At 30.6% G+C, this 14,293-nt stretch carries 14 protein-coding genes; all 14 read right to left on the bottom strand.

The features are described 5' to 3' along the window. Window positions 1–19 precede the first annotated feature (19 nt). Window positions 20–535 (bottom strand): type VI secretion system TssO, encoded by a 516-nt coding sequence (gene tssO / locus EOV51_RS07760; RefSeq protein WP_128151547.1) that lies wholly within the window; start codon window positions 533–535, stop codon window positions 20–22. An 11-nt stretch (window positions 536–546) separates the two neighbouring features. After that, complete coding sequence (locus EOV51_RS07755; RefSeq protein WP_128151545.1) at window positions 547–1,707, bottom strand: hypothetical protein; 1,161 nt, start codon at window positions 1,705–1,707, stop codon at window positions 547–549. Between the two features lie 22 nt (window positions 1,708–1,729). After that, window positions 1,730–2,707, bottom strand: a complete 978-nt coding sequence (locus tag EOV51_RS07750; RefSeq protein WP_128151543.1) for a TssN family type VI secretion system protein — start codon at window positions 2,705–2,707, stop codon at window positions 1,730–1,732. Continuing rightward, entirely contained in the window at window positions 2,704–3,651 is a 948-nt protein-coding gene (locus EOV51_RS07745; protein WP_128151541.1) for a type VI secretion system baseplate subunit TssG, read from the bottom strand. Before EOV51_RS07745 ends, EOV51_RS07750 begins: the two co-directional genes overlap by 4 nt. Before the next feature lie 9 nt (window positions 3,652–3,660). Beyond that, window positions 3,661–4,314, bottom strand: coding sequence for a C40 family peptidase (locus EOV51_RS07740; protein ID WP_128151539.1), 654 nt, complete (start codon window positions 4,312–4,314; stop codon window positions 3,661–3,663). Then, complete coding sequence (locus tag EOV51_RS07735; RefSeq protein ID WP_128151537.1) at window positions 4,311–6,161, bottom strand: type VI secretion system baseplate subunit TssF; 1,851 nt, start codon at window positions 6,159–6,161, stop codon at window positions 4,311–4,313. The genes EOV51_RS07740 and EOV51_RS07735 overlap by 4 nt, the downstream gene beginning before the upstream one ends. A 4-nt stretch (window positions 6,162–6,165) precedes the next feature. After that, on the bottom strand, window positions 6,166–6,600 hold the full coding sequence (locus tag EOV51_RS07730; protein WP_128151535.1) for a GPW/gp25 family protein: 435 nt from the start codon (window positions 6,598–6,600) through the stop codon (window positions 6,166–6,168). Window positions 6,601–6,617: 17 nt separating this feature from the next. Next, a complete protein-coding gene (locus EOV51_RS07725; RefSeq protein ID WP_128151533.1) occupies window positions 6,618–7,331 on the bottom strand; it encodes a hypothetical protein in 714 nt (237 codons plus the stop codon). 1 nt (window position 7,332) lies between these two features. Then, entirely contained in the window at window positions 7,333–7,923 is a 591-nt protein-coding gene (locus EOV51_RS07720) for a hypothetical protein (protein WP_128151531.1), read from the bottom strand. Between the two features lie 57 nt (window positions 7,924–7,980). Then, window positions 7,981–9,351 carry a DUF5458 family protein gene (locus tag EOV51_RS07715; protein ID WP_164875264.1) on the bottom strand — a complete coding sequence of 457 codons (1,371 nt, stop codon included), beginning with the start codon at window positions 9,349–9,351 and terminating at the stop codon, window positions 7,981–7,983. Between the two features lie 2 nt (window positions 9,352–9,353). Then, complete coding sequence (locus EOV51_RS07710) at window positions 9,354–9,800, bottom strand: hypothetical protein (RefSeq protein ID WP_128151529.1); 447 nt, start codon at window positions 9,798–9,800, stop codon at window positions 9,354–9,356. A gap of 30 nt (window positions 9,801–9,830) precedes the next feature. Further along, window positions 9,831–12,278, bottom strand: coding sequence for an ATP-dependent Clp protease ATP-binding subunit (locus EOV51_RS07705; RefSeq protein ID WP_228427598.1), 2,448 nt, complete (start codon window positions 12,276–12,278; stop codon window positions 9,831–9,833). Window positions 12,279–12,313: 35 nt separating this feature from the next. Beyond that, on the bottom strand, window positions 12,314–13,402 hold the full coding sequence (locus tag EOV51_RS07700) for a PKD domain-containing protein (RefSeq protein WP_128151525.1): 1,089 nt from the start codon (window positions 13,400–13,402) through the stop codon (window positions 12,314–12,316). A gap of 428 nt (window positions 13,403–13,830) precedes the next feature. Beyond that, window positions 13,831–14,286: a DinB family protein gene (locus EOV51_RS07695; protein ID WP_128151523.1), complete on the bottom strand. Its 456-nt coding sequence runs from the start codon at window positions 14,284–14,286 to the stop codon at window positions 13,831–13,833. Between the last annotated feature and the right edge of the window lie 7 nt (window positions 14,287–14,293).

Below are 14,293 nucleotides of genomic sequence, written 5' to 3'. Positions count from 1 at the left end.
TGTTAAAAAAAAGTTAAATTTAATCTTTTCTATTTAGCATTCTGCATATATCCAAATCCCTTTTCATAATTTCAATTTGCTTTCTATATGCCTCAACTTTAGCAAGTAGAGTATCAATTTCCGCTTTACTTTTGCCATAGGTTTTAATAGTCTTTTTAGAATCAATAAGGGAGCGGCTGGTAAGCAAAAAATTCTTATACAAGAGCCCTCTTCTCACGCTATCCTGACTGGGTATATTTTGTTCCATTTTGATCACCATATCGACTGATTTCTGCTGATAGTAATATGTATCCTGATTAGGCATATCAATGGAATCAATATATTTTTTTAGTAATTCCATCTGCTCTTCAAATTTGGACTGAAATCTAAATTCGTTAATCATAGAGGCATTTTCTTTTTTTAGTTCTTCGTTTTCCCTCCAAGGCAAATGAAAATTAAAAAATACTGATACTACAATGATAACTACAGTTATTAAAAACAGTGAAATAAAGAGTAGAAATGAAATTAATCTTTCTTTTTTATTTAATACTTCCATAATGTTATTTTTTAATCATCAAAAAATCTGCTTCTTTTAGTTTTTTCTATCGGATCATTTTCCATTCTCTCTTTTACAAATATTCCGGTATCATTTCTTCTTCCGATAAAGTCAAGTTTATTTAATGCAGAGAACAGTTGGTCAATTGTTCTCATGAAAATACTCACCTGACTCATCGTTTTATCAATTTGCGAATGATTATACCCAACGTTTACTAAATCTGTAAACAATACTTCAAAGTCTCCTTGTGATAAACCGCACCATTCTGCCAAATAATTTAATAATTCTTCTTTACCTGCTCCGGATTTGGCATCTACAAAATTTTTCATAATCCTTCCTAAACGAACAATTTTGTCAAACATAAAGGCTGGACTGGTGTATAAACCAAACCATCGTAATGAATTAATTTCGTTTCCTAGATAGGTAATTATTAAATCGGATAATTTAAGTACCATAACCGCTAATTCGTTAGTTTGATGCTTACGGTTAATTTTCTGCGCAATTTGTACTGCATACAGTTCAAGCTGTCCCATAAACTTATCAATTCCCGTGTGCATATCAATAAGTTCTTTATGACTATTGGTCGTAGTGCAGGGAGGAATATAACCCGGCTGTAAACTGGTTTCTTCTTTATTTATTATTATTTTACCGACAGTGAGCTGGTAGCCTGCATATGAAGATTGTTGTGAAAGCTGCCCTTCCTGTACTAAATGTAACTTATATGTTGGTACCAAATATGGATATCTTGGAGGATTTTCTTCCGGATCCAATTCTCCAAAGGGAACTTTCTCAAAAGGATTTACAACAATATTAGCAAGCAAAACAACATTTTGCGCTTCATCCAGATTATATACAGCTTCAGGATATGGCATCTGCATATCTATGGAATTATTCATCGGGGTTATTTCTATTCTAGCTCCGTTAGGAGTAACCGCATGACATTCTTCTATTTTAACTCTTAGTAATTTGTGATTGTCTATTACCAAGGATATTTTTATAGACTCCATTGTATTCTGTACAGGTAACAAGCCATAACTTATTGGAGTTACGTGGCTACCAATGGCATCTCTGGCCATATCTACAAAGTTATCCTGCATTGCAATAAAATGAGATTTATTAATTTTCATCCCATCTATCCAATTCACCGGAAAATAATTTAATTTTTCTAACATGGTAAAGTCTTATTATCTTAAATTAAAAATTATCTTTTTTTTGTTTTTCATCTATATTAGGATTTTCTTCAATCTTACTATCTTTCATATCATAATCCAGTTCATCTTCAGAATTTAGTAACGGGGGTGTCCTACGACAGATTATAACACTGTTTTCTTCTATAGAGTTCATGTACAGCGGATAATCTGGTCTGATAAATTTAGCAAATCCGAAACTTTTGTTTTTCAAATAAAATACCCAATGTTGCTTTTCTCCATTTTTATCCATTAAATTAATAGGGGCATCCGGATTACGTAAATTGTAATCATTTACAAAGTGATAAAATAATCTACCGAAATCCATACGAATAGGAGCTTTAGCCCTAAATTCTGTTCTTACTTCCGAATCGGGTTCTTTATGAAACACAAAGGTAACTACCAGCATATCTCTATATTCACTATCCGGTGGATCAGGATATGCGTGTTCTTCGGGAAACAGCCAAGTTTTGTAAATTTTGGGAGGAATTGCTATGGATGCCTCAAAAGTTAAATAAATCACTGTAGGTATCATAAATACCAAGGAAGAAAACATCATGCTGTAAACATAGGTATTGCCTTTAACAATAGTATATACTAAGAGAAAAGGAATCAAAATATAAATGGTTACAATAAAACTGAAAAACATTTCAATCCATGGAGATTCTTTTTCAAATTTTTCAAAGTAGTTTCTATATACATAGCTATGTATAATACCTAATATAAAAAAGACTATCTGGTAAAAAATGAATATACTGAATATCTGATTATTGAAAACTTCTGAAGAACCAATAAAAATGGTTAGTGCTGTTACAAGTAATACAATTATTATGTATGTAATAAATTTTCCTTTATATTTTTGCTTAAATCCTTCTACTTTAGAGCTAAAAAAAACAGTGAGAATAATTGTAACTGCAAAAATAATTACTATTCCGACAATAATTGATGGATCTATTAAATCTTTAAAAAAGGTCTTGAATCTCATATTCTTGTTGTTATACCTAAAATTGATATTTCTTTTAAACTAAATGCTTCAGCTTCTGCATCCAGTAGTATAGTTGTCTTTACATCTACTTCCATAGGCAGGAAGTATTCATAAAATAGTTCAACAAATTTTTTTAATTTTCCCTGATGTATATATTCAAGAAAAGATGATTTTTTCAGTGGGCCTATCTTGAATTCGAGATATAATGAATAATCCATATACGCACTTCCTGAAATCATATTTAATCCTAATCTACAATCTCCCAGACTTATTTCCTGCTCAGAACTTGATTGCTCTTTATAGGTTTGTTCTGCTATATGAACCTGTTCTTCCAACAGATAACTTAAACAGTGCACTGTTAATTCTAAATTTCCAACTATCTGATGTGTATAGGGCAAAATACGTATTAGTTTGGAAACTAAAATCTCCGGTAAATCTTTATCAATTCCCCAAAATTCATAGAAAAAATCTAGCGGGCGAGATCCATTTAATTCTAAAAGGATATCTTTTTCCAGGTTTTCTCTTTCTATAGTTTTAAGGAAAAATTCATTTTCGAAAGGAAGAAAAAATTTTCGTGCATATTCTTCTTCTTTTTTATGAACTTTATACTCCTTGGTCATTTCGTCGACCGTTTTTTTCAACCGGTCTTCTCTTGGAGCATGAAAAAATCCTTCCGGAAGTGTATCGTAAATTCCGTCTCTTGATAAGTTTATTTTGACAAATTGTGTTGAATCGTAATTAAAATCTACTAATTCTGCATCTAGCACATCTTTTCTAAATGGCCTTTTAAACTGTCCTTTGTGATCAACTAAAAAGGTTTGATCTTCATGGTCAATTTTGTTCATTATTTCTGAAATAATTACCTCGGCCTTTAAATCATAATTTAAAGAGTTAATTCGATTCTTAATCTGCTCTAACTTTGTATTTATTTCAGTAATTTCCATATTCTATAATTACTTAGGTTCGGTCTCTTGATCTATAATAAGCCTACCTGCACTTACATATCTTAATTGATAGTAATTCTCATTAAAATCACCTATCATCAGCCCATTTTTTTTAGTACTATATAATATCCTGTTATTTCGTAGATAGATACCAATATCACCCACCGGCATATCTTTAGCATATCTGAAAAAGAGCAAATCTCCTTCTTTTAAAAATTTTCTACCTGTGAAAAGGCTGATTTCATTAGATTTGAAAATACCTAAGGGTGTTGTAGGCAATTTTCTTTTATATGTATATTGATATAAAGCACTTATAAATGCTGCTATATTCAAACTGTCTGCGGTAAACCCTACTTTTGCATATGGAGTGCCTATCCATTGATCTATAAAATCATAAAATTTATAGTTTTTCAATTCTTTTGGCTTTATTCCTAATACAATGGCATATTTTTCTTTAAGATATATTTCTCTGTCTGTCAACGTGTCTTCATCTACATCCAAAGTATCCAAGATGGGTAATGTACGGGTTTTAATATGAAATTTATTATCAATTTCTTGTTGACTATAGACTAATTTGTAAGGAACTTCCCTATAATATTTACTTTTACACGCTAATACTAGAAAAAGCATTATTATGAGTGCTGCTACGATATTTTTTTTCATTTTACAATTAATCTATAAGGATAAACATTCGATGAAACATGATCCAACTTATGCAATAAATTATCGCATAAATACTGCCATTCAAAATCTGAAACCTGATATTCGGCATTTACATTTTTTTCTAAAATAATGTCTATTGTTCTAACAAATCCTTTGTTAGTTGAAGAGTCTATTTTGGTTCCTTTTCTAATTTCAATTCCAGAAATTGTAAATTTAAAATGATTGAGACAAAAAGTCTTAATATCAGCAAATGTAACTACTCTTCCTCTTGTTAGTAAAGCTTCTCTATATGAAGTAATTTTTTCTCTTGTATTTAATCTAGACTTTCCTCCTACGGAAGTATTTATTAGCATAATTGAATTTTGAGAAAAATCACTGGTATTAACTCCATCTAATCGCGTTCCTACTTTTAAATCATTTGCATCTTCTCCACTGGTTACCCAATAAGATACTGTGAACATATCATTATCACTTTTTGTAGCAGCTGCTTTGGGTCTTATTATAACGTAAGGGAAACTGGATTTTGTAAATTTCCTCTCTTTTATATGCTGTTCTAATGTTGCAATTAGTTGATTAATTTCCCTTATAGTCCCTTTAATAAAATCTCCCCCAATTACCGTAAATGACGCACTTTCGTCTTTAAGCAGTTCAATGAGATATTGTATTAGCTCTGAAGCATTTCTTTCATCAAATCTAACAACCCCTGTGTGTCTCAGGGTAGCATCTCCGATATCAAGGTTTCCTTCTGAGAATTCTTTTATGTGATAATGGTATCCTCTGGAATCAGATATACTACCTAAATCAAGAAATATATCGTCTGTGGTTAAAGGAATATAATTGATAAAAGAATCTATCGACTGAGTCTGACTTAAAATCTGCTTGTTTATAACAGGAATAGAGTTTATATAAAACATGACATTTTCCAGTATATCATTGATAACAACTTCAGGAAATTGTACTTTAATCCACAACACATCAGTTAATTCATTTATTTTAGAATTATCTGAACCAAATGCTTCAAGTAATTCTTCCGGTATGCTAAAACTATTCTCATCAATAAGAATATCTTCTGTAAAATGAAAAAACTTATCAGCATAAAAGTTATTAACATCTGTATACAACTGATTGATTTTGTTATAGTTTTTATTAACTATAGCATCTATATCAATTGAATAATTTTCAACATTATATCCTTCTTTAAATGATATTTCTTTGTCTTTTATAAAAAATTTAGCTTGTTTTAAATAATTATAAAATATGTCTCTCTGTGATACGTTTCTGATATCTGTAAAAAACATTAGTTTATTTATACTCTCAATTTCCTGAGGGCACTTAAGTCCTAACCATAATGTACCTGGTTTTAAAAACTGATTGCTTTTTGATAACTGGTCTTTGTGAATTACTCTTTTTAATGAGTAAAAAGTATTTCCAAAAGCCATGTATTCCAAAGAAACCTCGGTTAGTGTAAAGGGTAAAGTTGTTCCAAAAAATATATCTTTAATGGTTGGCCTAAGTGGATCGTATATATTTTGTATTGTTTTTTTGCAAACAAACTGATGTTCCAGTGATATGGTAAAGTTATTTTCTACGGGTTTGAGATGCATAATTGATCGTGCGGGAATAATTCCTGAATTATTTTCGGGAGACATTATTTCCAAAAGCCTTTCAATTATTCTTGATCTTGAGTTGTTCAGCTCTGATGAAATCTTTTCAAGTTCTGAAGAACAAGCTTCAAGTAATAAAGCTACAATAGGATCGAAAGAAGTTTCCAGTTCACTGTCTGTATACCCCCATGTCTGGGCAGCTCTTCTGAGTATTCTATCTTTTATTCTTTCTTGTGTATCCATAGTATTAAATATAAGATAATGGTCCTACAAAAAAATGTCCATGAAATCTAAACGGACGATTGGTTTTTTTTACAGCTCCCAATATTTTCATTGATATCTTCTTTTTCATTCGTAATGCATTATTATGATTTAAAGATTGGTCTATTCCTACTGAAATTTCAACTTCGGATAACTCCAATCTGCTTTCATGCATTTTAATAGTTTCTTTTATATCTTTTTTAATTCTATCTCGTAATGTATTTGAATCAGATAATAAATCAAAATCCATTTCCCATATTTTACAGCCATACGTTTCATCAAATTTACATTCTCCGAAAGAAGAGGTGACCAGCAGGTTAATGTATCTTGCTATTGAACTTTCAAGATTAGTTTTTTCTATATCTTTTTTTTCAATAATGTCTTTAAAATTAATTGGCGTATTATAATATATCCCGTACATACTTCTATTTTTGGTTATTATAAGTATATGATTTTATTGACTTTACCTTTTTTATCCAACTCGTACTCTTTTATTTTTTCTGATCTTTTAATCAAGTGTATTTCTACTTTTGGTATAGTTTTTATAAATTTTTCTCTATAAGAAATATCTCCTATAAATTTTTGTCCTTCATTGTGATCTACTACATAAAAAAAATGTTCAGTATTGATATTTTCAATAGTTTCTTTAGGCAGATTTCCTGATACCAAAACTGCTGCATCTAAATTTCTTCTTAATGTATATAATAAATAGTTTTCTCTTTTAGTCCTGTATTTGGAAACTTCAAAAATCTCCATTGTTGATTTTAAAGGCTCAAAAGTAACAACAGGAAGGCTATAAACTGTTTTTTTAAACATATTTATTCCAAAAAATGTAAATCCTCCTACTTCTTTACTTTTCAATTCTTTCATTAAAAAGGAGTCTCTTGTTACCTCATAAAATGTTCTTTCTTCTGTTTTGTCATCAGTTACCATCATTTTATACGTAGGCAGTTTAATTTTGTCAAATTGATCATTATGTATATCCAATTCGACTTCATTGACTTTATCATCGGTTATAGTTATAGTAATTGTATGATTTGTCAATGCTGAATCAAATTCAGACATTTTTTCGCGTTCACCATTTCCTGCATACATGGGAGAACCGGCACTGTCTGTAATTGATAAGGATAAACCTAATTGAGGCAAGGGCATCTTAATTGAACTTAAATTTGTTATATTTTAAACATTGTAATTCATCTCTAAAGCGTTCTGAGTCTTCATCATTCATATGAAACTCATAGTCTTTTTCAAATGTGAAAATTTTGATACTTGTTATATTTCCTTGTTCTAATTTTTTTATGATTTTATTTTTAAGTGTACTTATAATAAAACCATCACAATTGGGTGAAAAATCATTTTTCAATCTATATCTAAATCCATTATCCATAATTAGCTCAACCACTTCGTCTTTTTTTATACAGGTATTAAATGTGAAAATTTTTATATACAAAAATGGTGTTGTACCTTTTCTTTTCCCCACCTGAAAAACTGCAAAGTTTTTCTTGCTTTTGTAATCCATTTTATAATATGGTTCTGTATAAACGTAAGGCTTTTTTCTTAAAAAATCTACTTTTCTGTTATTTAGAGTAAATAAAGCGTTACAATCTACTACTTTAGTTATTAAAGTATCCTGAGAAATTTTTTTCACATTTGATTCATTCTCTTTTTTGGAAACAGACTGACCAAAGACATAGCTAAAACTTAGAAATATAAATAATATAAAGAGTATGTTTTTATGCCTCATAACTCAATTTTTGATAAGGAAAGGAGAAAACCCTCCTTTCCTTTATTAAATTTTTAATTACTTTTGTTCGTATTCAGTCTCCCATTCATTTCCATCATCTCCTTTATGCCCATCCATTTTAATAAGGAAGTTTTTAGCCGGGAAGTATGGTTTCATATGAATATCTAAATATATTCTATCTTTTTGAACCGGATCTTGTTCGAATCTTCTAACTTCAAAATTTTCAATTAATTTATCCGGACCTGTAATTCCATCAAGAAAACTTACAATTTGTTTCATGATTTCCTGACGTGTTTTAGCTGTAAAGTTTTCGAAAGCTCTTCTGTTTAAGAAGTCCATCAATACTTTAGTTACATAATCGAATACACGAACTACTGAATAAGTTTGAAGTCCTAAATTATCTCCGTTGAAAAGTGTTTTTCCAGAGAAAGCCATAACTTTGCCATATTCATTAACCATAGGAATTAAACCTAAGTTCTCCAAACTTGCTATTTCACTTTTTAATAAGTCAAATTTAACTCCGTCTACTTCATTAATACCCCCAAATTTTTTACCCGCAGTAACCTGAGACATTAATGTTTTATATATTTTACCTGCTAATGCTGCGGATGGTGGTACATATAAATCATCTGTTTCTTCAATGATATCAAATTTACCTCTACCTACTAACCAGTTACATGTCATTAGTACATTGGAGCGATAAATTTCACCTCCAGTAAGGTATGCTTCATCAAACATCTCCATAACATCGTCCGGCTCATCTAAGTGTGCAAAGTCTGTAACTAACATTACTTTGTTCTCATGAGCTATCTTCGCCCATTTTTCAACTACTTTATTGGTACCTAAATATCCCGGAATTACTAAAAGTCCGTAGTTATTTTTTAAATCTAATCTATCGTAGTTATCTACTAATTCTCCATGAATTGAATCAATAAACCTAGTATTATCCAAATCAGTCAATTGATCTAGCTCAGCATTTACGATTGAAATGTTTTTGACTTTGTCTTGTTCTGTATTTTTATAGAATAAAGCTATAGTTCTGTAAGCTTTTTCTAATTCTTCAGTTTCTTTTACTGCCGTAGCAAGATTTTTCAATAAAGTTTTTTCTGCAACTTTACTTTTATCTTCACTTTGGGCAACCATATCCGTAAGGTTATTGTTGTTTTTCAACACATTTAACCATAATTCTAACGTTTTTTTAAGAGCATCTCTTTCAGATTGTTTGTTAGCGTCGCCTAAAAAAATCTGACGTCTTGCTTTACGATCAGGATTCATATTCTGAACGTTTTCAATAGATGCTTCTAATAAATCAAAACCACCAAATTTTGCTAGTTTATCAAGACCTTTCTGAATACTAACTTTTTTATTGGGTTCAGCTACTGCAACATCTCTGGTCTGGATTTGTGCTTTTACTTCTTCTTTAGCCATAATTATTTTTGATTTAATTCGTTAATTAATCCTTCAATTGTTTCCATTAAAGCGCCTTTAGCATCAGGATCTTCAAGTGCTGCTTTTAAAATTTTATTAGTTTTTAACTGTTTGATTATTTTCTGATACTGTTCTTTTTCAACTTGTAAATCTGTTAAAAATTTACTTTGAGCAGTGATACCTTTTATTCCAAAATCTCCTAAGTTTTTAAATTTTAACTCTTCAAATTTGGTAGCCCCATCAGCATCTTCAAAATTAACTTTAACTTCAGGTTTAAAATGTTCAAACACTTGTTCAATGGTAGATAACCCTTCTACAATTTCAGGTCTTACCGGAGTCTGACCTGTCAACTTCTGGGCTATTAAAGTTCGGTTCTGTGCAATCTCCAAGATTGCCTCATTTGCGTCTAGAGGCACTTCATTTCCTCCAATTCCAAAATTTGATAACATAGAATTTTCTATTTTAAATTAATATATTTTTTAATTGATGATCCATTTTAAATTATTATCATCTAAATCTACTTGTACCGTATCTCCTTCTTTTATTTCATTGGATATAATTTTTTTAGCCATAGGCCTCCTTAATTCGGAACGTATTATTCCCTTTAAAGGTCTGGCTCCGTATGTTGCATTAAAACCATTATCTACTAAGAATGATTTTGCAGATTCGGATATGGTTAAATTTATATTTATCCCTTTAACTAAATCTAATAGTTCTTTTTTCAAATGAATTTCAAAAATTCCCATTGCATTATCTTTACTTATAGGTCCAAAAGGAACTATCTCTGTTAAACGTCCTAAAAATTCTGGTCTGAAGTTATTGGACATAATTTCAAGTAATTGGTTGGAAGTGGGTAAACCATTCCCCTCATTTACTGATTTAACAATAAACTGAGACCCTATATTTGACGTAAATAATACTAAAGCATTGGAGAAATCTCCTTCTTTTCCTAATCTATCGTGCAATTTACCCTCATCCATAATTTGAAGAAAAACATCAAAAACAGAAGAATGGGCTTTCTCTATCTCATCGAATAAAACTATAGAATAGGGTTTCTGCCTGATTTTATTTACAAGCAATCCTCCTTCTTCATATCCTACATAGCCCGGAGGAGCTCCATATAATAATGCTGCGGAATGTTCTTCTTTAAATTCAGACATATCAAATCTGATGATTGCATGTTCATCCTGAAAAAGGAAGTCTGCCAGTGATTTGGCTAATTCTGTTTTCCCAGTTCCTGTTGGACCTAAAAAGAAGAATGATCCTATAGGTTGACCGGCTTTACTTAAACCCGATCTGGATTCTAATACTGCCTCGGTAATTACCTGGATTGCATAATCCTGACCAACCACTCTTTTCTTCAGTATCTCTTCCATATTCTGAAGCTTATCTTTCTCTTCTGAATGTAACTTACCTAAAGGTATTCCTGTTTTTTGAGCAACAACTGCTGCTAGATCAATAGGTTCTATATGTTCTTTTTTTGAAAGAGCTGCTTCGTTCAATTTTTCTAAAGTACTTTTAAGGTACATGAATAAATCTTCTTGTGAAAGATTTTCAATTTCTACCTGACTCTCTTTTTCCTGAATTAATAAGTATTGAGATTTCCTTTTTAAGTCTTCGTAATACCATTTTAAATCTTGTTTATGATCTCCTTCTTTTTCTTTTATGTGGTCCAATTTTGATTCTAAACCTTCTTTTTCTTTAAGAAATGATACTCCAGCAGTTTTAATTACAGACATAGTTCTGTCTAATAAATTTAATGCTGATTCAGGCAAACTTTTTTCTTTTAGATATCTTTTAGCCAGACGTATAGATTCTGTAATTGAGTCATCTGTTACTTTAATTTCGTGATGGGCAAGATAGGATACCAACGCTGATTTTATTATTCTAAATGCTTGTTCTTCATCTGGCTCTTCAACTTTCAGCACTTCAAACATGCCTGAAAGACCTTCGTCTTTTTCAATTTTTTTGGTATATTCGTCAACTGTAGTAGTTACTATAAGCGTTAATCCTCCGTTTCCGGAAAGTTCACTTTTTAGAATACTTGATATTCCTGCATTGTCACTATTTTTATCAAGGAGAACATGTATGCCGTCAATCACCAGAATAGCCTGGGGATATGTTTTTAATTCCTGAAGTATCTTTTTTAACCTATCTTCAATTTCTCCTTTGTAGGAAGCCCCGGCAATCAAAGTTCCTAAATCTAATTCATAAACTCTCGTTTTCTGAATTTTGTCTGGCACTTGTTTTTTGACTATTAAATTTACAAATCCGTCTATTAATACTGATTTTCCTACTCCCGGGTACCCCTGTAAGAGCACATTAGGTTTGGAAAACCGACAAATGATTTCAACAATTTCTTTAATTTCCTGTTCTCTGGCTACTATATTTTTAGGATTTTTACGAGCCTGTACTAATTTATCTTTACAATATTTGTATAAATATTTAACAGATACGGGAGGTTTACCATCTTTATCTGAATCATTTTCAGAAGGTAAAGCTGTTTCAACTTCTGTTAACAGCTCATCTCTAACCACAGGAAAACTTTTCATTTGATCGAAGCTAAATCCTACTCCCGGGGTTGCCAATGCAACAATTACACAGTATAAATCAACTTCTTCCCTGCCTAAAATATCTCTTATTTCATCTGCTTCGGCAGTAACTTTATCAATACTTTCATCTGGTTCGGGTTGAGTAGCTCTTCCAGCCTTTGGAGCATCGTCAATTCTGACTTCTGCCCATTCTTCAATGAAAAAAACATCTTTTTTCATAGCTTCCAATTCTTTCAATAAAGATAAATCTCTATGTAGAATTGCTTTTAACAAATGTGCCGCTCCATATTCAACATTTTTATTTTCGATGGCATATTTTTTTGCTATTTCCAAAGCCAGGTACAACTCCTCATGAAATACAGCTTCTTTCTGCATAATATATTAATATAGATAATTAGTTATTATTTTAATTAGTCATAAATCCAGATAAATCCTTTTTTTACTTTGTATTTAATTGTAAACCCTTCAATACAGTTTTTATTATTTCTGGTAAGTCTTAACGATTCTATTTTGATTTTCTTATTTTGAATGTTCTCACAGAATTCAGAAAAACGCATTATGGTTTTATTGTTTTTAATTACCGGAAATTCATAATTACCACAGGTATATTTAGAAAAATCCTCTTTGGTTTTACTTTGTTTAGCCACATCAAGTAAAAGTAATTGAAACTGATTTTCAGATATATCGGGAGCTTTATTTTCTTCAATCTCTCTAATTTTCTTCTGTACAGGCGTTTCCAGTGGTACCCCTGGTATATATCTCATGAATTCTTCCATAGGATCTTTTTGCGGTGTCCCCTTAGGTAGTGTAAAAAGTTCTGCTGCTTTTTCTACTGTATAAGCAGTGTCTTTAATTTTAGTATTTATGAGTTTTCTTGGTTTTACAAATATATCTTTACTTGATATATGAGTTACATCTCCATTGATAACAAAAGTAACTCTTTTTATTCCAGGAGTGCTATAACTATATACCGGAAATTCTGATGTATTATCCAATTGGCCTGTTTCTCCAAAACTCCATTCCCAAGAAAAAGCTTCCCCTCTGTATTTGTAATAAAACTCAATGTTCTGACCAACTTCAACTACTGTAGGAGCTATAATTTTAGGTATCTTTGTAGAATCTACCAACCTACCTAAATCTCTGATTTCTAAAATTCTTTGAAAAACACAACTCCCGTTAACCTCTAGAGTTATCGTATATACACCTGGCTTTTCATATTTATGCAATGGATCTTTTTCAAATCTTTTCTCAGTTTTATCACCAAAATCCCATTTCCAGCTTCTTGCATTAGGAGTTTGATCTTTAAATCCAATAATTTCACCTACCTGCTTTCTTTCAGCCTCTATTGTGAAGTAAACTTGTCTGCAATCGATATGTCTATAGTATTGAAAGAAAAAGAAAAAGAAAGCCATGAGTATCAATATTATAAAGACTAAAAGAACCCGAATATCAAGCTTGGAAAAAAATTTGCTCAAAGATCTCTTTCTGTTATAATTCATAGTATATATTAATAAGAAAGTTTTATTTTTTTTGCTAATTTACGTTTTTTTTTTACTTAACCAATAAGGGGCATTCTTTTTATAAAAAAAACGCAAACTTTAAAGGTTATTTTTGAATGAAATATCATAAAATAAAGAACATTACGATTCTTTTTAATAAAAAAGATTTTATTTAGATAGATTTCATATATTACACTTCATATCTATGAGTTTTATAAACAATATAATATTTTAATATCAATTTACTTGAAACAAAAGGGTTTTATAGCATATTTTTTCAACAATAAACACTTTCATATATTATTGATTTTATGATAAATACCCCTACATCTGGTATAAAAACATTAATTTACCATAATAAATTTAGTCAGCTGCAACAAAAAAAAGAGCTTTAAACGTAAAGCTCTTTTATATCTCTGAAAGTATGATTATGCAATAATTTTCATTGATTTAATTATTCCTAAATGCAAAGCCTCGTGGGCATTATTATAATCCAATGCGTCTTCAATAGTGAACAATGTCATTCCCATAGCCGTTTCATATTCTGCAAAATGTTCAAACTGATTTTCTCTGTAATCTGATTCTAATTGTTCTACAGTGGATATAAGTTTTCTTTTGACGTATTCAACCTGATCTTCTGTTACCACAAATTTTGGCTGAGTACCTTTTTTGTAATTTTCAAGCCAATCATTGGATATCAGTGGTTCTAAACCTGATAATTTATAATGTAGTGTCTGCTGTACTACCAGAGTATGCGCTACATTCCAAAAAATACTATTATGGAAACCATGCGGTATATTTTGCAACTGCTCCATGCTTAAATTATCTATCACATCAACTGTTGCTTCTCGGTAAATTTTCAGAATTTCAAACGACGTTTTCACATTTAAA

The sequence above is a fragment of the Apibacter raozihei genome (assembly GCF_004014855.1).
Lineage (GTDB): Bacteria > Bacteroidota > Bacteroidia > Flavobacteriales > Weeksellaceae > Apibacter > Apibacter raozihei.
Note: the sequence above shows the minus strand (reverse complement) of the source record. Positions and strands in the feature narration are given on the sequence as shown.

Excerpts from the sequence above, each read along its gene's own strand:
- EOV51_RS07710 (WP_128151529.1), bottom strand. The coding sequence starts at position 9,800 with ATGTTATCAAATTTTGGAATTGGAGGAAATGAAGTGCCTCTAGACGCA.
- EOV51_RS07715 (WP_164875264.1), bottom strand. The coding sequence starts at position 9,351 with ATGGCTAAAGAAGAAGTAAAAGCACAAATCCAGACCAGAGATGTTGCA.
- EOV51_RS07740 (WP_128151539.1), bottom strand. The coding sequence starts at position 4,314 with ATGAAAAAAAATATCGTAGCAGCACTCATAATAATGCTTTTTCTAGTA.
- EOV51_RS07755 (WP_128151545.1), bottom strand. The coding sequence starts at position 1,707 with ATGTTAGAAAAATTAAATTATTTTCCGGTGAATTGGATAGATGGGATG.
- EOV51_RS07705 (WP_228427598.1), bottom strand. The coding sequence starts at position 12,278 with ATGCAGAAAGAAGCTGTATTTCATGAGGAGTTGTACCTGGCTTTGGAA.
- tssO (WP_128151547.1), bottom strand. The coding sequence starts at position 535 with ATGGAAGTATTAAATAAAAAAGAAAGATTAATTTCATTTCTACTCTTT.
- EOV51_RS07730 (WP_128151535.1), bottom strand. The coding sequence starts at position 6,600 with ATGTACGGGATATATTATAATACGCCAATTAATTTTAAAGACATTATT.
- EOV51_RS07745 (WP_128151541.1), bottom strand. The coding sequence starts at position 3,651 with ATGGAAATTACTGAAATAAATACAAAGTTAGAGCAGATTAAGAATCGA.
- EOV51_RS07750 (WP_128151543.1), bottom strand. The coding sequence starts at position 2,707 with ATGAGATTCAAGACCTTTTTTAAAGATTTAATAGATCCATCAATTATT.
- EOV51_RS07735 (WP_128151537.1), bottom strand. The coding sequence starts at position 6,161 with ATGGATACACAAGAAAGAATAAAAGATAGAATACTCAGAAGAGCTGCC.
- EOV51_RS07725 (WP_128151533.1), bottom strand. The coding sequence starts at position 7,331 with ATGCCCTTGCCTCAATTAGGTTTATCCTTATCAATTACAGACAGTGCC.
- EOV51_RS07700 (WP_128151525.1), bottom strand. The coding sequence starts at position 13,402 with ATGAATTATAACAGAAAGAGATCTTTGAGCAAATTTTTTTCCAAGCTT.
- EOV51_RS07720 (WP_128151531.1), bottom strand. The coding sequence starts at position 7,923 with ATGAGGCATAAAAACATACTCTTTATATTATTTATATTTCTAAGTTTT.